This is a genomic window from Seonamhaeicola sp. ABD4_175, assembly GCF_056160885.1.
The window spans coordinates 395,732-419,045 of record NZ_JBSWYC010000002.1; the positions used below are offsets into that span (position 1 = coordinate 395,732).

22 protein-coding genes and 2 tRNA genes are annotated in these 23,314 nt (G+C 32.6%); 15 read left to right on the plus strand and 9 right to left on the minus strand.

Annotated elements, in window-relative coordinates; all coding sequences use genetic code 11:
- Positions 1-25: 25 nt before the first annotated feature.
- The 5 genes from ACXAG4_RS08050 to ACXAG4_RS08070 all read right to left on the minus strand — a co-directional run bounded on the left by ACXAG4_RS08050 (position 26) and on the right by ACXAG4_RS08070 (position 3,751).
- Positions 26-622: an RNA polymerase sigma-70 factor gene (locus ACXAG4_RS08050; RefSeq protein ID WP_475295932.1), complete on the minus strand. Its 597-nt coding sequence runs from the start codon at positions 620-622 to the stop codon at positions 26-28.
- Between the two features lie 280 nt (positions 623-902).
- Positions 903-977 (minus strand) — tRNA-Pro (locus tag ACXAG4_RS08055).
- 109 nt (positions 978-1,086) lie between these two features.
- Positions 1,087-2,067, minus strand: coding sequence for a thioredoxin-disulfide reductase (gene trxB / locus ACXAG4_RS08060; RefSeq protein WP_475295571.1), 981 nt, complete (start codon positions 2,065-2,067; stop codon positions 1,087-1,089).
- A gap of 176 nt (positions 2,068-2,243) precedes the next feature.
- A complete protein-coding gene (locus ACXAG4_RS08065; RefSeq protein WP_475295572.1) occupies positions 2,244-3,566 on the minus strand; it encodes a dicarboxylate/amino acid:cation symporter in 1,323 nt (440 codons plus the stop codon).
- 110 nt (positions 3,567-3,676) lie between these two features.
- A tRNA-Pro gene (locus tag ACXAG4_RS08070) sits at positions 3,677-3,751 on the minus strand.
- A 123-nt stretch (positions 3,752-3,874) separates the two neighbouring features.
- Here ACXAG4_RS08070 and ACXAG4_RS08075 point away from each other — a divergent pair.
- The 15 genes from ACXAG4_RS08075 to ACXAG4_RS08145 all read left to right on the plus strand — a co-directional run bounded on the left by ACXAG4_RS08075 (position 3,875) and on the right by ACXAG4_RS08145 (position 18,772).
- Positions 3,875-6,166 (plus strand): TonB-dependent receptor domain-containing protein, encoded by a 2,292-nt coding sequence (locus ACXAG4_RS08075; protein WP_475295573.1) that lies wholly within the window; start codon positions 3,875-3,877, stop codon positions 6,164-6,166.
- 2 nt (positions 6,167-6,168) lie between these two features.
- Complete coding sequence (locus tag ACXAG4_RS08080; protein ID WP_475295574.1) at positions 6,169-7,287, plus strand: PQQ-dependent sugar dehydrogenase; 1,119 nt, start codon at positions 6,169-6,171, stop codon at positions 7,285-7,287.
- Between the two features lie 13 nt (positions 7,288-7,300).
- On the plus strand, positions 7,301-7,702 hold the full coding sequence (locus ACXAG4_RS08085; protein WP_475295575.1) for a c-type cytochrome: 402 nt from the start codon (positions 7,301-7,303) through the stop codon (positions 7,700-7,702).
- A 136-nt stretch (positions 7,703-7,838) separates the two neighbouring features.
- Positions 7,839-8,444: a uridine kinase gene (gene udk / locus ACXAG4_RS08090; RefSeq protein WP_475295576.1), complete on the plus strand. Its 606-nt coding sequence runs from the start codon at positions 7,839-7,841 to the stop codon at positions 8,442-8,444.
- Positions 8,444-8,767: an FtsB family cell division protein gene (locus ACXAG4_RS08095; protein WP_475295577.1), complete on the plus strand. Its 324-nt coding sequence runs from the start codon at positions 8,444-8,446 to the stop codon at positions 8,765-8,767. Before udk ends, ACXAG4_RS08095 begins: the two co-directional genes overlap by 1 nt.
- Positions 8,760-10,112, plus strand: coding sequence for a methylmalonyl-CoA mutase subunit beta (locus tag ACXAG4_RS08100; protein ID WP_475295578.1), 1,353 nt, complete (start codon positions 8,760-8,762; stop codon positions 10,110-10,112). Before ACXAG4_RS08095 ends, ACXAG4_RS08100 begins: the two co-directional genes overlap by 8 nt.
- Positions 10,113-10,136: 24 nt before the next feature.
- Positions 10,137-10,799, plus strand: a complete 663-nt coding sequence (locus ACXAG4_RS08105; protein ID WP_475295579.1) for a hypothetical protein — start codon at positions 10,137-10,139, stop codon at positions 10,797-10,799.
- A 14-nt stretch (positions 10,800-10,813) separates the two neighbouring features.
- Positions 10,814-12,931: a methylmalonyl-CoA mutase gene (gene scpA / locus ACXAG4_RS08110; protein WP_475295580.1), complete on the plus strand. Its 2,118-nt coding sequence runs from the start codon at positions 10,814-10,816 to the stop codon at positions 12,929-12,931.
- Positions 12,932-13,049: 118 nt separating this feature from the next.
- Positions 13,050-13,814, plus strand: coding sequence for a ParA family protein (locus ACXAG4_RS08115; protein ID WP_475295581.1), 765 nt, complete (start codon positions 13,050-13,052; stop codon positions 13,812-13,814).
- A 3-nt stretch (positions 13,815-13,817) separates the two neighbouring features.
- A complete protein-coding gene (locus ACXAG4_RS08120; RefSeq protein ID WP_475295582.1) occupies positions 13,818-14,732 on the plus strand; it encodes a ParB/RepB/Spo0J family partition protein in 915 nt (304 codons plus the stop codon).
- Complete coding sequence (locus ACXAG4_RS08125) at positions 14,722-15,339, plus strand: DUF5683 domain-containing protein (RefSeq protein ID WP_475295583.1); 618 nt, start codon at positions 14,722-14,724, stop codon at positions 15,337-15,339. The genes ACXAG4_RS08120 and ACXAG4_RS08125 overlap by 11 nt, the downstream gene beginning before the upstream one ends.
- A gap of 54 nt (positions 15,340-15,393) precedes the next feature.
- Positions 15,394-16,101: a 4-hydroxy-tetrahydrodipicolinate reductase gene (gene dapB / locus ACXAG4_RS08130; RefSeq protein ID WP_475295584.1), complete on the plus strand. Its 708-nt coding sequence runs from the start codon at positions 15,394-15,396 to the stop codon at positions 16,099-16,101.
- Positions 16,102-16,230: 129 nt separating this feature from the next.
- Positions 16,231-17,817 carry a signal peptidase I gene (gene lepB, locus ACXAG4_RS08135; protein WP_475295585.1) on the plus strand — a complete coding sequence of 529 codons (1,587 nt, stop codon included), beginning with the start codon at positions 16,231-16,233 and terminating at the stop codon, positions 17,815-17,817.
- Between the two features lie 17 nt (positions 17,818-17,834).
- Positions 17,835-18,461, plus strand: coding sequence for a WbqC family protein (locus ACXAG4_RS08140; RefSeq protein WP_475295586.1), 627 nt, complete (start codon positions 17,835-17,837; stop codon positions 18,459-18,461).
- A complete protein-coding gene (locus ACXAG4_RS08145; RefSeq protein ID WP_475295587.1) occupies positions 18,461-18,772 on the plus strand; it encodes a DUF6122 family protein in 312 nt (103 codons plus the stop codon). Before ACXAG4_RS08140 ends, ACXAG4_RS08145 begins: the two co-directional genes overlap by 1 nt.
- 5 nt (positions 18,773-18,777) lie before the next feature.
- Here the strand turns inward: ACXAG4_RS08145 and ACXAG4_RS08150 are convergent, their stop codons facing one another.
- The 4 genes from ACXAG4_RS08150 to mutL form a co-directional block, all read right to left on the minus strand.
- A complete protein-coding gene (locus ACXAG4_RS08150; RefSeq protein WP_475295588.1) occupies positions 18,778-19,602 on the minus strand; it encodes an endonuclease/exonuclease/phosphatase family protein in 825 nt (274 codons plus the stop codon).
- A gap of 236 nt (positions 19,603-19,838) precedes the next feature.
- Positions 19,839-20,690 carry a rhomboid family intramembrane serine protease gene (locus ACXAG4_RS08155; RefSeq protein WP_475295589.1) on the minus strand — a complete coding sequence of 284 codons (852 nt, stop codon included), beginning with the start codon at positions 20,688-20,690 and terminating at the stop codon, positions 19,839-19,841.
- Positions 20,690-21,442 (minus strand): rhomboid family intramembrane serine protease, encoded by a 753-nt coding sequence (locus ACXAG4_RS08160; RefSeq protein WP_475295590.1) that lies wholly within the window; start codon positions 21,440-21,442, stop codon positions 20,690-20,692. The genes ACXAG4_RS08155 and ACXAG4_RS08160 overlap by 1 nt, the downstream gene beginning before the upstream one ends.
- A 3-nt stretch (positions 21,443-21,445) precedes the next feature.
- Complete coding sequence (gene mutL / locus ACXAG4_RS08165; RefSeq protein WP_475295591.1) at positions 21,446-23,314, minus strand: DNA mismatch repair endonuclease MutL; 1,869 nt, start codon at positions 23,312-23,314, stop codon at positions 21,446-21,448.

Below are 23,314 nucleotides of genomic sequence, written 5' to 3' on the forward strand. Positions count from 1 at the left end.
CGACTAACTCTACAACTATACCTAGTTATATTTTAAAAAAAATGATAATTAATGTTAAATATTCTTTCAAATGAAGTCTCATATGCTGTAAAGCCGTTGAAATATGGGCATCTACAGTTCTTTTAGAAATTTGAAGTTTTTCGGAAATTTCAGCATGTTTTAATCCTTCGAACCTACTTTTAACAAAAACTTTCTTACATTTATCAGGCAATGCTTCAATGGCTCTGTTTATTCGTTCTTGTAATTCAGATTCAATAATTAATGAAACTGCTTCATTTTTAATAAATTGTTTTTGAATTAAAACTCTTTGCTGATAAGATACTGAAAAGTTGTTTTTAACCTTTTGATGCTTAATTAAATCTAAGCAAGCATTTTTGGTAATAGTATGAAGATAATTATTTATGTTTTTAACAGCAGATAAACCATCGCTTTTTTCCCAAATTTTGATAAATACATTTTGCACAATACCTTCAGCATCTTCATAATTATCAAGATATCCTTTGGCTATGTGCAACAATTTACCATAATATAGACGAAAAAGTACCTCATGAGCATTAGTATCTTTTCTTTCTAATAAACTGGTAAACTTTTTAGAACTAATATCTAAATTTGTTTTTTTCAGTTTGGTTGTAGTTAGTTTAGTTTCATAAAACTACTCATTTAATAAAACCATGCTATACTACAAATGATTAAAATATTACAACAAATGATTATTTTACCTTTTTTTGAACGGTATTTACCTTAAAACACCAGTAAAGGACTACTTTATATAAAAAAAAGAAAAACTATATAATGTTTTATTTTAGTAAGAAAATTATAATAATTGAGATAAAAACAGTTAACACAAAAATAAATGCTAACTATTATATTCTTAAAACATTATAACATGCAAGAAAAAAAAGTCGGGATGACAGGATTTGAACCTGCGACCACACGGCCCCCAGCCGTGTACGCTAACCGGACTGCGCCACATCCCGAATTTTAAATAGTTTCCAAAGAAAACATATTTTTAAATAATTACAAAACACAAAATAGCCAAAGTTTTTCCTTTGGCTATTTTGCGTTTCTTTAAGTAGATATTTGCTATTAATTATATGTTGAAGTAGATACTTCAAAAGAAGCATCTTTAGCTGCTAAATAACGCTCAGCATCTAAAGCTGCCATACAACCTGTACCTGCAGCAGTAATTGCTTGTCTGTAAACATGGTCTGCCGCATCTCCAGATACAAATACACCATCTACATTTGTTTTTGCTGTACCTGGTGTATTAATTATATAACCTGTTTCATCCAAATTTAAATAATCTTTAAAAATATCTGTATTAGGTTTATGCCCTATGGCTACAAAAAACCCAGTTGCTGGTATTACGTGTTTTTCTTTTGTTTGGTTATTAAAAACGCGCACGCCGTTTACTAATTGACCATCACCTAAAACCTCATCGGTTTCTGTATTAAATAAAATTTCTATGTTTTCTGTGTTTTTAACACGTTCTGCCATAATTTTTGATGCTCTAAACTCATCACGTCTTACTAACATGGTTACTTTTTTACAAAGTTTAGAAAGATAATGAGCTTCTTCACATGCAGAATCTCCTGCCCCAACAATTACTACTTCTTGATTTCTATAGAAAAAACCATCACAAACCGCACATGCTGAAACACCGCCACCTAACTTTAAATATTTTTGTTCAGATTCTAAACCTAGATATTTTGCTGATGCTCCTGTTGAAACAATAACTGTATCGGCATGAATTTCTTTTTCGTCATTAATCCAAACTTTATGTACATCTCCCGAAAAATCAACCTTAGTAGCCCAACCATCACGAATATCGGCTTCAAAACGTCTAGCTTGCGCTTGTAATTGCAACATCATTTCTGGCCCTGTAACACCTTCTGGGTAACCTGGAAAATTTTCAACCTCGTTAGTAGTTGTTAATTGACCACCTGGTTGTGTACCTTGATATAAAACAGGGTTCATATTGGCTCTTGCAGCATATATTGCTGCTGTGTAGCCTGCTGGCCCGGAACCAATTATTAAACACTTTACTCTTTCAATTGTATTAGACATAATTTTAAAATCTTTTAGGTTAAAACAAAAGTAGAATTTTTAAACAAATCCTTACTTAGAATGTATCAACAGTTTTTATAAAAAAATAAGTAATTGCTATGGTAAGCAAAAAAAACTTTTACTGTATACTTTTAGACGTCATTTAAAAGCAATACCCTTATTAGTTTTTTGTAATATTAATTTTTATGATAATTATCATCCCAATTTTTAATTTTAGGATTACCCAATTTACCAAGAGATTTGGCTACTAAGGTAGAAACTGTAGCATCTCCAGTTACGTTTATTGTTGTTCGGCACATATCTAACGGCCTGTCTACTGCAAAAATTAAGGCTAAGGCTATTGGTAAAATATCAGACGGAAAACCTATAGCTTCTAAAACAATTACTAACATTACCATACCTGCCCCTGGTACGGCAGCGCTTCCTATTGATGCTAAAAGCGCTGTTAAAATTATCATTAACTGATTACTAAACACTAAACCTTCTGGCCATAAAACCTGCATAATAAATACTGCTGCAACGCCTTGATAAAGGCTTGTACCATCCATATTTATTGTAGCTCCAACGGGTAAAACAAAACTAGAGACTTCTTTGTCTACTCCAATATGCTCTTCAACACGTTCCATAGTTACTGGCAATGCTGCAGCACTACTGCTTGTTGAAAATGCTAATAGTTGTGCTGGACTAATTTGGCTTAAAAACCAAATAGGCGATTTTTTTGCGTATAATGCTATTAAAAGTAAATAAAAACATATCATTAATACGAGACCTAAAACCACTACACCAGCGTATTTTAATAGGGCTATGAGTATTTCAGGATCATCGGCAGATACTACAACGGTTGCCAAAAGCGCAAATACTGCATAGGGTGCAGATAGCATAATTAAATCTACCAATTTCAAAATAACTTCATTTAAAGAATCAAAAAAGTCTTTTAAAGGTTTTGCTTTTTCTTCAGGAACTAACAAAATACAAATACCTAATAGTATTGAAAACACAATAACTTGAAGCATTAATTTATTATCGCTCATGGCTGTAACAGCATTATCAGGCACCATATCAACCACAAAATCTAACGGACCAGCTTCAGCTTGTTTTTTCGCATTATTTAAAATGGTTTGCGCTTTTCCGCTTCTAGCATATTTTTCTTTTAGCATTGTAACAGTTTCAGGTGTAATACCCGCTCCTGGCTTTAAAAAATTTACCAAACCTAAACCTATAGTAATTGCTATTACGGTAGTTAAAATGTACACAAAAATAGTGCGTACACCCATATTTTTAAATTTTGAAATATCTTTTAAATCTGACACGCCTTTTATTAACGAAGCTAAAATTAAAGGCACTGCAATGAGTTTTAACAACTTAACAAATATTTTACCAATAGGCTCTATCCAATCTAAAACAAATTGTTGAAGGTTAAATGATGCCATTGTGAAACCAAAAACAACACCAAGCACCATGCCTATTAGTATTTTCCAGTGTAATGCCAATTTCTTCATATATTAAAAGTGAGAATTTAAAAGGTATAAACTTACGGAATTTGCAGCAATTTTTACGAAGTACAAATATTACGGCATAAAAAAAGCACTGCAAAATGCAATGCTTTTTGTCGGGGTGGCAGGATTCGAACCTGCGACCTCCGCGTCCCAAACGCGGCGCGATAACCGGGCTACGCTACACCCCGTAATTGTAACGGGCTGCAAATATAATTTTTTTATTTATTTCAACACCTATTTTTCAAAAAAAATATTAAAATCTAAATCTTTTTAAACTTATTACATAACTTGCTTGCTCTTAACAATACCTTGTGAACAAAAAAAACATTTATTTTATTGTTGTGTTACTTACTAGTGCACTAAGTTTTAGTCAAAAAATAATATCAGGAAAAGTTACCGATTCTAATAACAATATTATAAAGCTTGTTGAAATTAAAAACACTAAAACACAAGATGTTTTTTTTACCAATGCCAACGGAAATTTCGAAATAAAAGCAGAAGGAGTTTATTCCTTTAAAAAAGAAGGCTATACTACAGAATACATACAATTAATTTTTGGAGAAATTTATAATATTCAACTTCAACTAAATCCTTCACAATTAAATGAGGTTTTTGTTACCAGTAGTATAATACCTCAAACGTTAAAAACACTACCTACAACCACAAATATTATTTTAAAAAAGGATATTAATTTAGGTAACAACATTAATATTAACAGTACTTTAAACACAATACCTGGTGTTTTCATGCAAACTGGCGCATTAAACACTAACCGTATTACAATAAGAGGCATTGGTGCTAGAAATTTGTTTGGCACATCAAAAATTAGAGCTTATTTTAAAGATATTCCGTTAACCAATGGTAGTGGCGAAACAAACATTGAAGATTTTGAACTTGGCGCCATTAGCCGCATTGAAATCACAAAAAGCAATGCTTCTAGTGTTTATGGTGCTGGTTTAGGTGGTACAATAACTTTATTTCCTGAAACTTCAAATTTCAATTCTCAAGTCATAAATAACCAATTTACAATAGGGTCTTTTGGGCTTATTAAAAACTTAATCAATATAAATTTTCACACTAAAAAACATAGTTTTAATACTATTTACAGCAATACGCATAGTAATGGTTTTAGAGCTAATAATACATATAATAGACAAACATTTTTACTATATACAAATCATTTTATAAACAGTAAAAACCAAGTATCTTTTTTGGCAAGTTATGTTAATTTAAAAGCTTTTATACCGAGTTCTTTAAACAAAACTAATTTTGAAAACAACCCCGATATTGCAGATATTAACTGGAATAATACCAAGGGTTTTGAAGATTCTAAACGAGGTATTTTTGGCATATCATGGGAGCATAACTACGGCCAAAAACTAAAACAAACCACAAGTATTTTTACATCTTTTAGAAATGCTTTTGAGCCTAGACCTTTTAATATTTTAGAAGAAAACACTGTGGCTTATGGCGCCCGAACCCGATTAACTAACAACTTAAAATTATTTACCAAACCATTAAATTGGACCTTGGGTGGTGAGTATTTTAAAGATATTTATTCATACAAAACTTTTGAAAATTTATATGAAGATTTTCCGTCTAACACAGGTAGTGTTCAAGGTGATTTACTTTCAAACTTTGAAGAAAACAGAAGCTATTTCAATATTTTTTTTGAAGCTAATTACAGCCTAACAAAAAATACAACGGTTATAATTGGTTCAAACCTAAATAAAACATCATATACACTATATGATAATTTTACAGCAAGTACCGATAATCCAGATCAATCAGGCAAATTCAAATACAAAACCATAATATCACCAAAATTTGGTGTATCGTATCAAGCCACAAAAAACTTCAATATTTACAGCAATGTAAGTCACGGATTTTCACCACTTTCTTTAAATGAAACACTTCTACCAAACGGATTAATAAATCCAGATTTAAACCCTGAAACTGGTTGGAATTTTGAAACAGGCTTAAGAGCAACATCAACAAACCATAAATTACATTTTAACATGGCTGTTTACAGGTTAAGCCTAAAAAATTTATTAGTAGCCCGAAGAACTTCCGAAGATGAATTTATTGGTATAAATGCTGGCAAAACACAACACAACGGTTTAGAAACCAGCATGAGTCACCAAATTATTTCAAACAAAAAAATAGATTTATACGCAAGCATTAATGCATCTTTCACAAACTACAAATTCAAACAATTTATTGATGCTACTAACAACTACTCTGGCAATAAAGTTACAGGCGTTCCTTTAAACACCGTAAACATTATTTCTAAATTTAATACAGCCATAGGTTTTTATGGCAACATCAACTTTTTACACGTTGGAAAAATGCCAATTACAGATGCCAACAACTTATTTTCAAACGCTTACAACCTTACTAACACCAAAATAGGTTTCAAGAAAAACATAAATAAAAACATAAAAACAAACCTTTTTATTGGTATAAATAATATATTTGATGTAAAGTATGCATCGCAAATTTTAATAAACGCCTCTAGTTTTGGCGGTAATGCACCCCGATATTACTATCCGGGAAATCCTGTAAATTATTACTGCGGCATTAACTTAAATTACGCATTTTAACAATGAAAAAACTAAGTTTAATACTTATTACATTTATAACTTTTGCTGCTTGTGCGCAACAAACAGAATCTGTTGTAAAAGCTGAAACACCCACAGAAATAAACTATACAACCGAAATGGTTGTACCAGATTTAACAATACCTTGGGGCATGACTTTTTTACCCGATGGTAGCATGCTTATTACTGAAAAAAGTGGCGATTTAATTCTTTTTAAAAACAATAAAAAAACTGTTATTGAAGGTGCACCTGCTGTTTACGTTCGTGGGCAAGGTGGCTTTCTAGATATTAAACTGCACCCCAATTATGAAAACAACGGGTGGATTTACATGACGCACGCCTCTAGCCAAGGCAACGGTGACGGCGGAAACACCGCGTTAGTTAGAGCGAAACTTAACGGCAACAAACTTGAAAATTTAGAAACCCTGTATAAAGCTAAACCTAACACAAAAAAAGGACAGCATTTTGGCTCTAGAATTGCTTTTGATAATGAGGGCTACTTATATTTTTCGGTTGGAGACCGTGGCAATAGAGATGAAAACCCCCAAGATATCACCAAAGATTGTGGTAAAATTTACAGATTACATGATGATGGTACCGTGCCAGAAAGTAATCCGTTTATAAACACCAAAAATGCTAAAACCGCCATTTATAGTTACGGGCACCGTAACCCACAAGGTATGGTAAAACACCCTGAAACTGGCAAAATTTGGACACATGAACATGGTCCGCAAGGCGGTGACGAAATAAATATTATTGAAAAAGGTAAAAACTACGGTTGGCCCGTAATTTCATACGGTATAAATTATAGCGGCACTACTTTTACTGATATTACTGAAAAAGAAGGCATGGAGCAACCTTTATTTTACTGGGTGCCATCCATTGCTCCGAGTGGTTTAGCCATTGTATCTTCAAATAAATACCCAAACTGGAAAGGTAATGTTTTAGTGGGCTCTTTAAAATTTCAATATTTAGAGCGTTTAATTTTAGAAAATAATAAAGTTATTAAACGCGAAAAACTTTTTGAAAATATTGGTAGAGTTAGAAACGTTATACAAGCACCAGATGGTTTTATATATGTAGCCGTTGAAAACCACGGCATTGTTAAAATTGTTCCAAATTAAATTTTAAAAAAAGATGAAAAATTATTACCTACTTACACTCGCTTGCTTATCATTTGCATTTGCACAGGCACAGAATAACCTAAAACAAAGTATTGAAAACGGTAAAGAAATTTACAATGATTTTTGCGTAACATGCCACATGGCAAAAGGCGAAGGCGTTAAAGGCACCTATCCGCCATTGGCAAAATCTGATTATTTAATGAACAACCGAAAAGCCGGCATAAGAGCTATTAAATTTGGCATTTCGGGTGAAATTATTGTAAACGGAGAAACCTACAACAATACCATGGCAACACTAGGCTTAAGTGATGATGAAATTGCCGATGTTATGAACTACATAACCAATGCTTGGGGCAATAAAAACAACAAAATGTTTACAAAAACCGAAGTTAAAAACACGCAAAACCAAAATTAAACACTAAATACTGTTTATGCATTTAAACAATTTTTAGCAGGTTTTTATTTAATTATTCGTAACAAAAACATTAAATACACTAAAATAATACAATAAATAATTTTAAATTTGCCTGTATAATTTTAGGCAAAAACACATGTTAATAATAGGCATTGCAGGCGGTACAGGTTGCGGAAAAACAACAGTAGTAAACCAGCTTCTTAAAGAATTACCCGAAGGTGAAGTGGGTGTTATTTCGCAAGACTCGTATTACAAAGACACGTCACACCTGTCTTATAATGAGCGCGTAAATATTAATTTTGATCACCCAAGATCTATAGATTTTGAACTTATAGAAGCTCATTTAAAACAATTAAAAAAGAATAAACCCATACATCAACCCGTTTATTCTTTTGTAAAACATAATCGCACGGGCGATACTATTTTAACGCACCCAAGAAAAGTTATGATTGTTGAAGGTATTTTAATTTTAACAAACCCAGAGTTAAGGGATATGTTTGATATTAAAATATTTGTTCACACAGATTCTGACGAGCGTTTAATTAGACGTTTAAAACGTGACATTTCTGAACGCGGCAGAGATTTAGATGAAGTTTTATCGCGCTACCAAAACACGCTTAAACCTATGCACGAGCAATTTATTGAACCTATGAAAGAATATGCCGATATTATAATACCAAATAACAGGTACAACACAGTTGCTATTGATATTGTTAAAACAATTATAAACGAAAAGCTATAATGGCATTTTTTAAACATCCTTTTTTTAAACCATTTAAAAACATTTTTATATTAATACTAGTTGCTTTTGGTATTTGGATGCTTTTTTTTGATGCTAATTCACTACTTATTCATCATGAATTAAATTCTGAAATAAATGATTTAGAAGATGAAAAAGAATACTATAAAAAGGAAATAGAAAAAGACAATAAAGCACTAAAAGAACTTAGCACAGACAAAGGTTTAGAAAAATTTGCAAGAGAAGAATATTACATGAAACGCAATAATGAAGAAATTTTTATTATTGAATATGAAGATAGCCTAAAAACAAAAAATAATGAGTAAAAAGTTGTTTAATGGTTTTGATGCGGTTTCTGCTAAACAGTGGAAACAAAAAATTCAGTTTGATTTAAAAGGTGCAGATTATAACACCACATTGAACTGGAATACAAATCATGACATTACAGTTAAACCTTTTTATCATGCCGATGATTTTGAAGCACTTCCAAACACATCCAAAACGCAAGCCACACAATGGCGTATTTGTGAAACTATTTATGTTGCTAATGAAAAAACAGCCAACAAAAATGCTGTAAATGCTATAAAAAAAGGTGCTGATAGTATAAAATTCATTATCCCTTCACAAAACATTTCAATTGAAACTTTAATAGAATCTATAAATACTGAAAACATTTCAATGCATTTAGAATGTGATTTTTTATCTGAATCATTCACTAAAAACACACATTCAAAATTCATAAAAAAGCCTATTTTTCAAAATGACATTATTCACAATTTAACAAAAACAGGTAACTGGTATTCTAATTTAAATTCAGATTTTAATACATTAAAAAATATTGTTTCGGCAACAAATAGTATAAGTATAAATACTGCCTTATACCAAAACGCTGGTGCCAACATAGTGCAGCAATTGGCCTATGCTTTAGCCCATGCTAATGAGTATTTAAACGCTTTAATATTGCCACAAAACGCCGTAATAAATTTTAATGTAGCCGTAAGTTCTAATTATTTTTTTGAAATTGCTAAACTTAAAGCCCTAAGGCTTTTATGGGAAACGCTAGCTCATGAATACCAAACAAATACAGAGTGCCATATTTTTGCAACACCAAGCAAACGCAACAAAACTATTTACGATTATAATACCAACATGCTGCGTACAACCACCGAATGTATGAGCGCTATTTTAGGAGGCGCTAACACCATTAGTAATTTAGCCTATGATAGTGTTTATAATAAAACCAATGCATTTGGTAGTAGAATAGCCCGAAATCAACTATTAATTTTAAAACACGAAAGTTATTTTAATAAGGTTAACAATCCTGCCGATGGCGCTTATTATATTGAAAGCTTAACCCAACAATTAGCTGAAAAAGCTTTAGAATTATTCAAAAATATTGAAAGTAATGGTGGATTTTTAAAACAGCTAAAACTGGGCATTATTCAACGTAAAATAAAAGAAAGTGCCGCTAAAGAAATTGAACAATTTAACAACGGAACACTAGTACTTTTAGGCACAAACAAACACCCAAATAGTTTAGATAAAATGAAAAACAATTTAGAGTTATATCCGTTTGTTAAAACCAATAAAAGAAAAACACTCATTGAACCCATAATTGAAAAACGATTAGCCGAAACTTTAGAACAAAACCGTTTAAAAACTGAAGCATAAAACCTTTTACAATTAATTTAACCCATGAAATCAATTTTAAAAACCTTCATTTTAGCACTTACTTTTGTGTTGTTTAATTGCAAAAACACTAGCAATAATTTAAAGTACAAATACACAAACAAACCCGCTACTATTGCTTGTAAAAACACTAATACTAAACTTTATGCAGAAGCTTTATATGCTTTTGAAGAAGACATTTTAAATTACTACGGAAAAAATAGCCGAAACAACAACGCACAACCTAATTTAACTTATGCTTACAGCCAATTTGTTAGAAATGCTGTTTATAGCAAACCACCTTTTGAAAGTGTTATTTCTCAACACACCATTGATGTATTTCAAGCTTTAAAAAACGATAACACACTATGGGATGCCAATAACACAAAAAGCCATTTAAATTACAACAGCCCACTCATAAAATGTGTTGCTGAAAACTTAAAAAATGATAATTTAAAAACAACATTTAAATCGTTACTTTCAATAAATGATTTGAACCCAAAACTAATTGGGCCTCCAATTGTTTCAAACTACCGAAGCGCTTTAAGCGATAAGCATTTAGCCACTTATATTGCTTTTGATTTCTTTTACGCTAAACTTTTTGAAGTAGATTTAACAAAAGTAAATCCGCACAAAGTAGATTCTAAAGTAGATTTCAACAAAACACCAACTACACCAAAGCAACAATAAAACACAAATAGCTTTTGAGAAAAAACCTTGAACATATTACCCTAAAAAATAGCCAAAGCAATACAACAGAAGAGAAAGATACTTTTGAAACTTCTGAAGGTATTTTAATACAATCAACATATTCTAAAAACGATATAAAAAATTTAGAACACCTTGATTTTGCTGCTGGTATTGCACCCAATTTACGTGGCCCATACAGCACCATGTATGTACGCAGACCGTGGACTATTAGGCAATATGCAGGTTTTAGTACTGCTGAAGAAAGCAATGCCTTTTACCGCAGAAATTTAGCAGCAGGACAAAAAGGTTTATCTGTAGCGTTTGATTTGGCTACACATCGTGGTTACGATAGTGATCATGAACGTGTGGTGGGCGATGTAGGTAAAGCAGGTGTAGCCATAGATTCGGTTGAAGACATGAAAATGCTTTTCAACCAAATTCCACTAGATAAAATGTCGGTTTCCATGACCATGAATGGTGCTGTTTTGCCAATTATGGCATTTTATATTGTGGCTGCTGAAGAACAAGGTGTAAAGCCAGCATTACTATCAGGCACTATTCAAAATGATATTTTAAAAGAATTCATGGTGCGTAATACCTATATTTATCCGCCAACACCATCAATGAAAATTATATCGGATATTTTTGAATTCACCAGCAAAAACATGCCTAAATTCAACAGTATTAGTATTTCTGGCTACCACATGCAAGAAGCGGGTGCAACTTGTGATATTGAATTAGCTTACACCCTAGCCAATGGTTTAGAGTACATAAGAAAAGGCCTTGAAGCAGGTATGGACATTGATACCTTTGCACCACGTTTATCATTTTTTTGGGCTATAGGCATGAATCATTTTATGGAAATAGCCAAAATGCGTGCCGCACGAATGTTATGGGCTAAAATTGTAAAACAATTCAATCCTAAAAATCCAAAATCATTAGCATTACGCACACATTGCCAAACTAGCGGTTGGAGTTTAACTGAGCAAGACCCATTTAACAATGTTGCCCGCACTACTATTGAGGCTGCGGCCGCAGCCTTTGGTGGCACACAAAGTTTACATACTAATGCTTTAGATGAAGCCATTGCACTACCAACAGATTTTTCTGCTAGAATTGCTCGTAACACACAAATATTTTTACAAGAAGAAACACATATTACCAAAACCGTAGACCCATGGGCAGGCAGCTATTACGTTGAAAAATTAACACATGATATTGCCAAAAAAGCATGGAGTTTAATTGAAGAAGTTGAAGCCCTTGGCGGTATGACAAAGGCTATTGAAACTGGTATACCAAAAATGCGCATTGAAGAGGCTGCCGCAAAAAAACAAGCAAAAATAGATTCTGGGCAAGATATTATTGTAGGTGTTAACAAGTACGTTCTCAAAGAAGAAGATCCAATTACTATACTTGAAGTTGATAACCATACCGTAAGAAACCAACAAATAGAAGGTTTAAAAAAACTGAAAGCTACCCGAAACACTGAAAAAGTTAAACAAACGCTTTTAAAATTAACCAAGGCTGCTAAAACAGGTGAAGAAAATTTGTTAGCTTTAGCCATTGAAGCCGCAAGAGCACGTGCAACTTTAGGTGAAATAAGCAACGCTTTAGAAACTGTTTTTGGACGTTACAAAGCACAAGTAAAATCGTTCTCTGGTGTATACAGTAAAGAAGTGAAAAACGATAAATCATTCATAAAAGCACAAGAATTAGCCAATACTTTTGCCGAACAAGACGGCAGACGCCCGCGTATTATGATTGCTAAAATGGGACAAGATGGTCATGACCGTGGTGCCAAAGTTGTGGCCACCGGTTATGCAGATATTGGTTTTGATGTTGATATTGGCCCTTTATTTCAAACACCACAAGAAGCCGCAAAACAAGCCGTTGAAAATGATGTACATATTTTGGGGGTTTCATCATTAGCGGCAGGCCACAAAACCCTTGTTCCGCAAGTTATTGAAGCTTTAAAAAATTATGGCAGAGATGATATTATGGTTATTGTTGGCGGTGTTATACCAAAACAAGATTACCAATATCTTTTTGATGCTGGTGCAATTGCCGTTTTTGGTCCTGGCACCAAAATTAGCGATGCAGCTATTAAAATTTTAGAAATTTTATTGGATTAAAATTGATAATAACCAACTAAAAACTGCATTCTATTTTTATTTAATCATTGTTAACAAAATGGGTTTTTATTCCTCATAAATAATTGTATTTTTACCGTTAATAAAACCAAACTATTTAATGGGTAAAATCATTGCAATTGCTAATCAGAAAGGTGGTGTAGGAAAAACAACTACATCTATTAATTTAGCAGCTTCACTAGGTGTTCTTGAGAAAAAAGTATTACTAATAGATGCAGATCCTCAAGCAAATGCAACTTCAGGTATTGGAATTGATGTAGAATCTGTTGAAATTGGCACATACCAATTATTAGAACATTCACATACTGCCAAAGAAGCTATAGTAAAAACAGAAACTCCTAATCTTGATATTATACCTGCTCATATTGATTTGGTTGCTATTGAGATTGAATTGGTTGACAAAGAATCTAGAGAATATATGCTTAAAACAGCTTTAAGCGATATTAAAGATGAATACGACTATATTTTAATAGACTGCGCTCCATCATTAGGCTTATTAACACTAAATGCCTTAACTGCTGCAGATGCCGTAATAATACCTATTCAATGCGAATATTTTGCTTTAGAAGGTTTAGGCAAACTATTAAACACCATTAAAAGTGTACAAAAAATACACAATAAAAATTTAGATATTGAAGGTTTACTATTAACCATGTATGATTCGCGTTTACGCTTATCTAACCAAGTTGTTGAAGAAGTTCAAAAGCATTTTAACGATATGGTTTTCCAAACCATTATTCAACGAAACATACGCTTAAGTGAAGCACCAAGTTACGGCGAAAGTATTATAAACTATGATGCTAGCAGTAAAGGCGCCAATAACTACTTAAGTTTGGCAAACGAAATTATAAATAAAAACTCCTAAAAAATGGCCAAGGCAAATAAGAAGCAAGCTTTAGGAAGAGGTTTATCGGCCTTATTAAAAGACCCTGAAAACAACATACAATCTGCTCAAGATGAAGGAGCAGATAAAGTAGTTGGCAATATTATTGAATTAGATTTAGATTATATTGAAGTAAATCCGTTTCAACCTAGAAGCAATTTTAACGAAGAAACCCTTCAAGAATTAGCCACTTCTATTAAAGAATTAGGCGTTATTCAACCTATAACAGTTAGAAAACTAGATTTCAATAAATACCAATTAGTATCTGGTGAAAGACGTTTTAGAGCTTCTAAATTACTTGGGTTAGAAACAATACCTGCTTACGTACGAATAGCAAACGACCAAGAATCATTAGAGATGGCCTTGGTTGAAAACATTCAACGTCAAGATTTAGACCCTATTGAAATTGCGCTTTCCTACCAGCGTTTAATTGATGAAATTAACCTAACTCAAGAGCAAATGAGCGAGCGTGTTGGTAAAAAACGCTCTACAATTACAAACTATTTACGCTTATTAAAACTAGACCCAATTATACAAACGGGCATGCGTGATGGTTTTATTTCTATGGGCCACGGGCGCGCTTTAATTTCTGTAGAAGACACATCAACACAGCTAGATATTTATGGCAAAGTATTAGAAAATGAACTTTCAGTAAGAGCTACAGAAACCTTAATTAAAAATTACAACGCCACTAAAAAAGTTACGGTACCTACCAAAGAAAGTGATAATGACGAAAGCACACCTAAATTCATAAAAAAAGGGATTAACGTGTTTTCAGAATACTTTGGACACAAAATAGACGTTAAAGTTTCTAAAAATGGTAAAGGAAAAATAAGCATTCCTTTTCATTCAGAAGAAGACTTTAATCGTATTAAAAAATTAATTGAAGGTGCTAAATAAATCCTTAATAGTAAGTATACTAGCCTTTTTGTTTTGTTTTTCGTTGGTAGCCCAAGAGGAAAAAGAAAAAAAATCAAAACGAAAAAAAATTTCAAAAGAAATAGTAGTAGATTCTGTAATACCCAGAGAACCTATAGACCCTTTATCTCCATCAAAAGCAGCTTTTTACTCTGCTATATTACCTGGTTTAGGGCAAATTTATAACAAAAGATATTGGAAAGCGCCTATAGTTTGGGGCGCTTTGGGTACAGGTATTTACTTTTACACCAACAATAATAAAGAGTATAACAGATACCGTGATGCCTACAAAAGAAGGCTTGCTGGTTTTACTGATGATGAATTTTTAACCGTTGAACAAGATGGTTCTATAACCGAACGTGTTACTACCGAAGGTTTAGAGCGCGCTCAAAAATTTTACAGAAGAAATAAAGAAATATCATTACTTGTTACCATTGGTATTTATGCTTTAAATATTATTGATGCCAACGTTGATGCGCATTTACTGCAATATAATGTAGATGAAAACTTATCTTTGGCACCGCATTACAAGTTCAATGAATTTGATGGCAAAAGTAATGCTGGCTTAACTCTAAACTTTAAATTTTAGTTCTCTTTTACTTGAACTTTAGCAAAAACACATAACCTTTCAAAAATTAAACACATGAAAATTGCTTTATTAGGATACGGACGTATGGGGCAAACCATTGAGAAAATAGCAATTAGCCGCGGACACGATGTGGTTTTAAAAATTGATAAAGACGATGTAGATTATGATATAACACAAGCCGATGTTGCTATAGATTTTAGCTTACCTACAGCTGCTTTTGGAAACATAACAAACTGCATAAACAATAGTGTTCCTGTAGTTTCAGGTACAACCGGTTGGTTAGAAAATTACGAAAAAGCAGTGACCCTTTGTAATGATAAAAAAGGCGCTTTTATTTATGCTTCAAATTTTAGTTTGGGTGTAAATATCTTTTTTGAACTAAATAAAACCTTAGCAAAAATGATGAGTAACTTAAAACAATATAATGTTACTATGGAAGAAATTCATCATACAAAAAAATTAGATGCTCCTAGCGGAACAGCCATTACTTTGGCCGAAGGTGTTATTGAAAACAATACAAATTATAATGCTTGGGAGTTAAACGAAACTAAAAACAATAACGCTATACCAATTGTAGCAAAGCGTATTGGCGATGTGCCTGGTACACATGTAGTTAATTATGCCAGTGAGGTTGACACTATTAACATTGAGCATGTAGCACACAACAGGCAAGGCTTTGCATTAGGTGCTGTTGTTGCTGCAGAATGGTTAGTGGGAAAAACGGGGGTTTTTTCAATGAATGATGTTTTAGGTATTAAATAAATTTGTAAATCTTTGTTAAATGGGTACAAATGCTCACTCATAATTTTTATTTCACCCAGAAAAACTGCAAATTTGAAGCGCTAAAAAATTAACCTAATTGTTTTCAAGCAATTACAATAACATAAAATTATGTCATTATCTCAATGGTTCATATTAATTTTTATAATTCAAGTGATACATGCATTAGGCACTTGGAAATTATACATTAAAGCCGGCAGACAAGCATGGGAAGCCTTTATTCCTGTTTATAACGGTGTTATTTTAATGAAAATAATTAATAGACCGTGGTGGTGGGTAATTTTATTATTTCTGCCTATAGTAAACCTTTTTATGTTTGCAATTATTTGGGTTGAAACAGCTAGAAGTTTTGGTAAAAACCAATATTTAGATACTTTTTTAGCTGTAGTTACACTTGGCTTTTATAACTATTATTTAAACTATGTTGCAGATGTTAGCTATGTAGAAAATAGAGATTTAAACCCTAAATCATCATCAGGTGAATGGACAAGCTCTATACTTTTTGCTATTGTAGCCGCTACTATTGTACATACATATTTTATGCAACCGTTTACAATTCCGTCTTCATCATTAGAAAAATCATTATTAGTAGGCGATTTTTTATTTGTAAGTAAGTTTCATTATGGTGCCAGAGTGCCAATGACAACCGTTGCTGCTCCTATGGTGCATGATACCATTCCTGTTTTAAAAACAAAATCGTATGTTTTTGACGATGATTTTTCAAAACGAAACACCTCATGGTTAAACAAACTACAACTACCCTATTTAAGAATTCCTGGTTTTCAAAAAATAAAAAGAAATGACATTGTAGTATTTAATCAACCTGCGGACACACTTCGTGATATGAATGATTTTCATCCAGACAGGAATTACTATAAACCTATTGATAAAAAAACAAACTTAGTTAAGCGTTGTGTTGCTATTGCTGGTGACACCTTTGAAATAAAAGACGGCTACGTATACATAAACGGCAAAAAAAATGAATTACCAGACAGAGCTAAACTTCAATTTAGTTATTATGTACAAACAAAAGGACGCTTAAACCCCGATTATTTAAAAAAACGCTACGACATTACCGATAACATTTACGCCATGGATGCCCAAGGCACAAGCTATTTACTATCGGCGGTGAGTGATGAGGCCTTAGCCAAATTTAAAAATCACCCCAATGTTGTAAACATTGTGCCTAATAAACAAAAAGAAGGTAAAGGCACACCCGAAGAAACCTTTCCTCACGACCCAAATTACCAATGGAATCGTGATTTTTTTGGTCCGCTTTACGTGCCTGAAAAAGGAAAAACAATTGATATAAACCTTGAAGTTTTACCACTTTACAAACGTGTAATTACAGAATATGAGCACAACAAACTGCAAGTAAAAGGCAATCAAATATTTATTAATGATGCCTTAGCTACCACGTATACATTTAAACAAAATTATTATTGGATGATGGGTGATAACCGCCACAATTCTATTGATGCGCGCGCTTGGGGCTTTGTACCTTTTGATCATGTTGTAGGTAAACCTGTGTTTATTTGGATGAGTTGGGACGGTTTCCCTAATGCACGTTGGGAGCGCTTTTTCACAACCGTTGGTGGTAGTGGTAAAGCAACATCTTTCTTCATTCCGTTTGTAATAGCTCTTTTAGGTTGGATAGGTTTTAATAAATGGCGAAAACGCAAACAAGCCAATGCCTAAATTTATAGGGTTAAACCATGAATAACATACTTATTCACCCAACATATTTTCCTAATGTAGCTCATTTTGTAGCTATAGTTAATGCGGAAAATGTGCATTTTGAAGTTGCAGATAATTTTGTTAAGCAAACTTACAGAAACCGTACTTACATTTATGGTGCCAATGGCAAACAAACCCTAAACATCCCTGTAGTTTACACACAAAAAAACAGACAATTATACAATGAAGTACAAATTTTTAATGACGAAAACTGGCAAGCCAACCACTGGAAATCTTTACTTTCAGCCTACAGAACATCGCCTTTTTTTGAGTATTATGAAGATGAACTTCAACCTTTATTTGAAGAAAGAGAAGACAGCATTTTAAACTTTAACCTAAAATGTTTTAGTATTATTTGTGATTGTTTACAATTAGATATTACACCTTTACAAACTACTATTTTTGAAAAAAAACCTATTAACAAAACAGATTTTAGGCATTTAGTGAACGCAAAAAAAGAACCGATTTATAATTTTGAAAAATACACCCAAGTATTTAGTTCAAAGCACGGTTTTATTGAAAATTTAAGCATTTTAGATGTATTGTTCAACGAAGGCCCAAATGCACTAAATTATTTGGAAAACCAAACCTTAATTACCCTTTAATGCTTCAACCTATAGCACATTACGGTTGCCATTTTTTATTACCATTGGCCGTTGCTTTAATTGCCTTTAAACAACACTGGCAAAAAGCCTATTTAACTATGATTGCTGGTATGTTAATAGACTTAGATCATCTTTTAGCAACACCCATTTTTAGCCCAAACCGGTGCAGTATTAATTTTCATCCGTTGCATACTTATTATGCTATTGCTGTTTATATTTTGTTATTAATTCCGAAGAAAACCAGACTGATAGCCTTAGGTTTGGTAATACATATAATTTCTGATGTTGTTGATTGTAGTTTTATGACATAAAAAAATCAGTCTTTTTCAAGTGATAAGTTAGCCGTAATAGGAAAATGATCAGAAAAATGCTGATTGTAGGCTTTAAAACTGTTCACGCTAAAAGCTTCATCAGCAAAAATAAAATCTATACGCATAGGAAAAAACTTAAAATCGTGCGTACGCCCAAAACCAGTACCAGCTTCATCATAAGTATCTTGTAAATTACCTTTAATTTTTCGGTACACATACGAAAATGCTGTATTATTAAAATCGCCACAAATAACCATTTTATATGGGCATTGTTTTTTATGCATTAAAAATAATTCGGTTTGAAATTGCTGCATTTTAAATGTTGAAATTACGCGCTTAAATAAACGCTCAGAATCTTCGTTTTTTAAATGTTCAACATTGGTATTAATTTTTAAAGATTCTAGGTGAATGTTATAAATTCTAATAGTATCTGCGCCATTAACAACATCAGCAAAAATGGCATTATTGGCTGTATTAGGAAACTCAATAGAACCCGAATTAACAATAGGAAATTGCGAAAAAATAGCCTGACCATATTTATCTTTTTTACCCGATAATTTTTCAAACTTATATTTAAAAAAAGACAGGTTTATATTTTTATGCGGATGATACTCTTGAATGCTTAAAACCTGAGGATTTTCGGTGGTTAAAAAATCTACAATTTGAGTTTCAATGCTATCTTTATCAATCCATTTATATAAATTAAACAACCTAACATTGTAATTCATAACCTTAAAATTGTTAGGGCTTTCAATGTTTTTTGATGCTGAAAACTTAAATAACGATCCGTAAAAAACATATCCTATTAATAAAATAACAATTGAAAGCAAACTTTGCCTTTTCAACTTTAACAACCAATAAACAGCAAATAAAATATTTAGAAGAATGAGCAAAGACACCCCTAAATTTAAAACTGATAATACCGAGAAAGTTTTAGGCGGTAAATAAGGCAGCACGTATGAAAACAAAAGTGCCAGCGCTACTATAACGTTGATGAAGTAAATAATTTTATTTAAAAAACTAAGGTGCTTCATCTTTCATTTAAATTATTGGTGTGTTTTAAGTATTATTGTTTTCCGGCTCTGAACAAGAAATCTTTTTCTTCTGAAGTTAAACTATCGTAACCGCTTTTACTAATTTTATCTAGAATTACATCTACTTTTTTCTGGTTATTAAACTCGTTAAATTCACTTTTAGTATAACCACCAACTTTACTTTTATTTTTATGAACTGTTTTTAACGGACTTTTTTTTGAGGGCTTAAAAACATTAACCAACCCATCCATAAACCTCTCAAAACCTTTACCAATATCAGTGCCTTTAGTAAGCTGTGTTGCGTACAAATACCCCAACAAAGCACCACCTAAATGGGCTAAATTTCCGCCAGCGTTTACTGAGCCTAAACCTATTACGTCTAAAGCCACTATTGCTACAGCTATGTACCAAAGCTTAATTCTAAAACTTAAAAGTGCAACTTCTTGGTTGGGCATATATGCACAAATAAATATGAGCAACGCCCTTACTGATGCTGATGCACCAACTAGTGTAGATGTTCCTCCAAAAATTCCAGGGAATATTTCATACCCCAACATAAACAGTAAACCACCAAAAATGGCTCCTAAAAAATATACGTTTAACGCCAATTTTGGATTAAACAAATTCAAAACACTTTTACCAATAAAGTAAAGCCAAAGCATATTGAAAAGGATATGAAAAAAATCATGATGCAAAAACGCATAAGTTACCAAGCTCCATGGTTTTAAAATAAAACTAGAAAAGCTACTAGGTAACATAAACCATGATAAATTTAAGCGTAATACTACTTGCACTAAATAAATAATAACATTTATAGCTATTATTTTTTCTAGAACATTGAGTCTGCTAAATTTATATTTTATGTTGTTTATAAACGTTGTCATTAATACCAACGGTTTTTATTAAACTGATTTTTTTTCCAGTACCACATAATTAAAAATCCCGTTAAAGCACCACCAACATGGGCAAAATGGGCCACATTACCGTAACCAAAAATAGATTGACCGCTAATACCTGAAATTAAATCTATTAAAATAATACCCGGAATAAAGTACTTTGCCTTAATAGGAATTGGTAAAAATATCATCATAAGTTCTGCATTAGGATTCATCATTGCAAAAGCAACCATTATACCCATTAAACAACCAGATGCACCAACCATTGATGCGTTAAAAGCCGAAAATATGCTTTGTAATTGCGAAAATTGCAGCTCTGTTATACCTGTATCTAACACTTTGTTGGTTGATAACATTTGCAAAATTTCACTTGGTGTTAAACCCGATGAAACTAAGGTGTTATAGGTTGGCACAAACTCATAATAATGGTAACCAACCTGCAAAGCCACAGCACCTAGACCAGCCGAAAAGTATATAAACAAAAACCGTTTACTACCTAAAACCTGCTCTACTGGTGTACCAAACATCCAAAGGGCAAACATGTTAAAAAACAAATGCGCAACACCACCATGCATAAACATATGAGTTACTATTTGCCATGGTTTAAACGCATCATTTTTAGGAAAATGCATTGCAAACCAATCATAAAACAATATGCCGTTACCTACAGCCAAAGTACCAATAAACATAATAACATTAATGATTATTAAATGTTTAACGGTTTCTGAAATTCGCATCATATTTTAAATAAATTTTTTATCTAACTCATCAACACTCATAGTTATAAATGTTGTTTTATTAGTTGGTGTAACATTAGGCTCTTTACAAGCAAAAAGCTTATTTACCAAATGTTCTTGTTCGTCTTTTTTTAAGCTTTGCCCTGTTTTAATAGCTAAGCTTTTTGCCATAGATTTTGCCAACAAGTCTGTAGCGCTAAAATGCGCATTAGGCACTTCATTTTCAACATCGCTAATAAGCTGCTCTAAAATAATTGACACTTCACTTTCTGGTACACTAACGGGCACGCCAGTAATTTCTACAGATTCGTTTAAAACATTAGAAAACACAAAGCCTGTATGCTCTAAATCTTCTTTTAATTGTTTTAAAATTTCAATTTCTTGTACTGAAAAATGTAATTCTAAAGGAAATAGTAATTGCTGACTTACGGCTTCTTTTATTGTCATATTTTTCAAGAAATCTTCATATAATATACGTTGGTGTGCACGGTGTTGGTCTATTAACAACATGCCAGATTTTATAGTACTTACTATATATTTATTGTGAAGCTGATAAGTTGTATGTGTATGCTCTACTTCTTTTTCATCATTAAAAACAGAAGTTGTAGTTTGTTCACTTTCAAAATGAACCTCGCTAAATTCTTGTGGTTCATTATTACTTTTAGATTCTAAACCTACGTACAAACCTTCCCAATTACTCGTTTTTTCTTTTTTATAAGAATAATTGGTTGAAGTTGATGATGGTGTTTTTATGGGCGTATCATCTGCAATAAACGGATTAAAACTTCTATCTACCTCAATAGTAGGAGAATTGGTTTGTTTACGCTCAAAATTATACGGCGTATCTAAGGTTGCATCACGTTCAAAATCTAAAACAGGTGCTATATTAAATTGCCCCAAACTGTGTTTTACTGCAGAGCGCAATAAGGCATAAAGCGTGTGCTCATCATCAAATTTAATTTCGGTTTTTGTTGGGTGAATGTTAATATCAATAGTTTGCGGGTCTACTGTTAGGTTTAAAAAGTAGCTTGCATGTGTACCAGATTTTAACAAACCATCAAAAGCCGATGCTATGGCATGGTTTAAATAGGCACTTTTTATAAATCTGTTATTCACAAAAAAGTACTGTTCGCCTCTTGTTTTTTTAGCATATTCGGGTTTTCCTACAAAACCTGATATTTTTAAAACTTCGGTATCTTCTTCAACAGGCACTAATTTTTCATTGGTTTTTGTACCAAAAATATTTACAATACGTTGCCTGTAGTTGCTAACGGGTAAGTTAAAGGTTTCACTTCCATTGTTGTAAAGTGCAAAATTAATATTACAATGCACTAAAGCAACTCGGTGAAATTCATCTATAATATGGCGTAACTCTACCGCATTTGATTTTAAAAAATTACGACGTGCCGGAATATTAAAAAATAAGTTTTTAACTGAAACTGAAGTGCCTTGTGGTGTAACAACAACCTCTTGAGATGTTACTGTGCTTCCTTCAATAACAATAGCGGTACCAACATCATCACCGGTTTGTTTAGTTTTTAATTCTATATGTGCAATGGCCGCAATACTAGCCAAGGCTTCGCCTCTAAAACCTTTGGTATTGAGTTGAAATAAATCATCAGCCGATTTAATTTTTGAAGTAGCATGACGTTCAAAACACAAACGGGCATCTGTAACACTCATACCTTTGCCATCATCAATAACCTGAATTAAGGTTTTGCCTGCATCTTTTATAATTAATTTTATGGTTGTAGCACCTGCATCAATAGCGTTTTCTAATAACTCTTTAACAACTGATGCTGGCCTTTGTACAACTTCGCCAGCAGCTATTTGGTTTGCAACATGATCAGGTAATAGCTGTATAATGTCTGCCAT

What these genes read in the sequence shown, in the direction of transcription:
- mutL (WP_475295591.1), bottom strand. Translation starts at nt 23,314, where the DNA reads ATGGCAGACATTATACAGCTATTACCTGATCATGTTGCAAACCAAATA.
- ACXAG4_RS08085 (WP_475295575.1), top strand. Translation starts at nt 7,301, where the DNA reads ATGAAAAATTATTACCTACTTACACTCGCTTGCTTATCATTTGCATTT.
- ACXAG4_RS08100 (WP_475295578.1), top strand. Translation starts at nt 8,760, where the DNA reads ATGAGTAAAAAGTTGTTTAATGGTTTTGATGCGGTTTCTGCTAAACAG.
- ACXAG4_RS08115 (WP_475295581.1), top strand. Translation starts at nt 13,050, where the DNA reads ATGGGTAAAATCATTGCAATTGCTAATCAGAAAGGTGGTGTAGGAAAA.
- ACXAG4_RS08065 (WP_475295572.1), bottom strand. Translation starts at nt 3,566, where the DNA reads ATGAAGAAATTGGCATTACACTGGAAAATACTAATAGGCATGGTGCTT.
- ACXAG4_RS08145 (WP_475295587.1), top strand. Translation starts at nt 18,461, where the DNA reads ATGCTTCAACCTATAGCACATTACGGTTGCCATTTTTTATTACCATTG.
- ACXAG4_RS08140 (WP_475295586.1), top strand. Translation starts at nt 17,835, where the DNA reads ATGAATAACATACTTATTCACCCAACATATTTTCCTAATGTAGCTCAT.
- ACXAG4_RS08080 (WP_475295574.1), top strand. Translation starts at nt 6,169, where the DNA reads ATGAAAAAACTAAGTTTAATACTTATTACATTTATAACTTTTGCTGCT.
- ACXAG4_RS08120 (WP_475295582.1), top strand. Translation starts at nt 13,818, where the DNA reads ATGGCCAAGGCAAATAAGAAGCAAGCTTTAGGAAGAGGTTTATCGGCC.
- dapB (WP_475295584.1), top strand. Translation starts at nt 15,394, where the DNA reads ATGAAAATTGCTTTATTAGGATACGGACGTATGGGGCAAACCATTGAG.
- ACXAG4_RS08160 (WP_475295590.1), bottom strand. Translation starts at nt 21,442, where the DNA reads ATGATGCGAATTTCAGAAACCGTTAAACATTTAATAATCATTAATGTT.
- lepB (WP_475295585.1), top strand. Translation starts at nt 16,231, where the DNA reads ATGTCATTATCTCAATGGTTCATATTAATTTTTATAATTCAAGTGATA.
- ACXAG4_RS08095 (WP_475295577.1), top strand. Translation starts at nt 8,444, where the DNA reads ATGGCATTTTTTAAACATCCTTTTTTTAAACCATTTAAAAACATTTTT.
- udk (WP_475295576.1), top strand. Translation starts at nt 7,839, where the DNA reads ATGTTAATAATAGGCATTGCAGGCGGTACAGGTTGCGGAAAAACAACA.
- trxB (WP_475295571.1), bottom strand. Translation starts at nt 2,067, where the DNA reads ATGTCTAATACAATTGAAAGAGTAAAGTGTTTAATAATTGGTTCCGGG.
- ACXAG4_RS08105 (WP_475295579.1), top strand. Translation starts at nt 10,137, where the DNA reads ATGAAATCAATTTTAAAAACCTTCATTTTAGCACTTACTTTTGTGTTG.
- ACXAG4_RS08155 (WP_475295589.1), bottom strand. Translation starts at nt 20,690, where the DNA reads ATGACAACGTTTATAAACAACATAAAATATAAATTTAGCAGACTCAAT.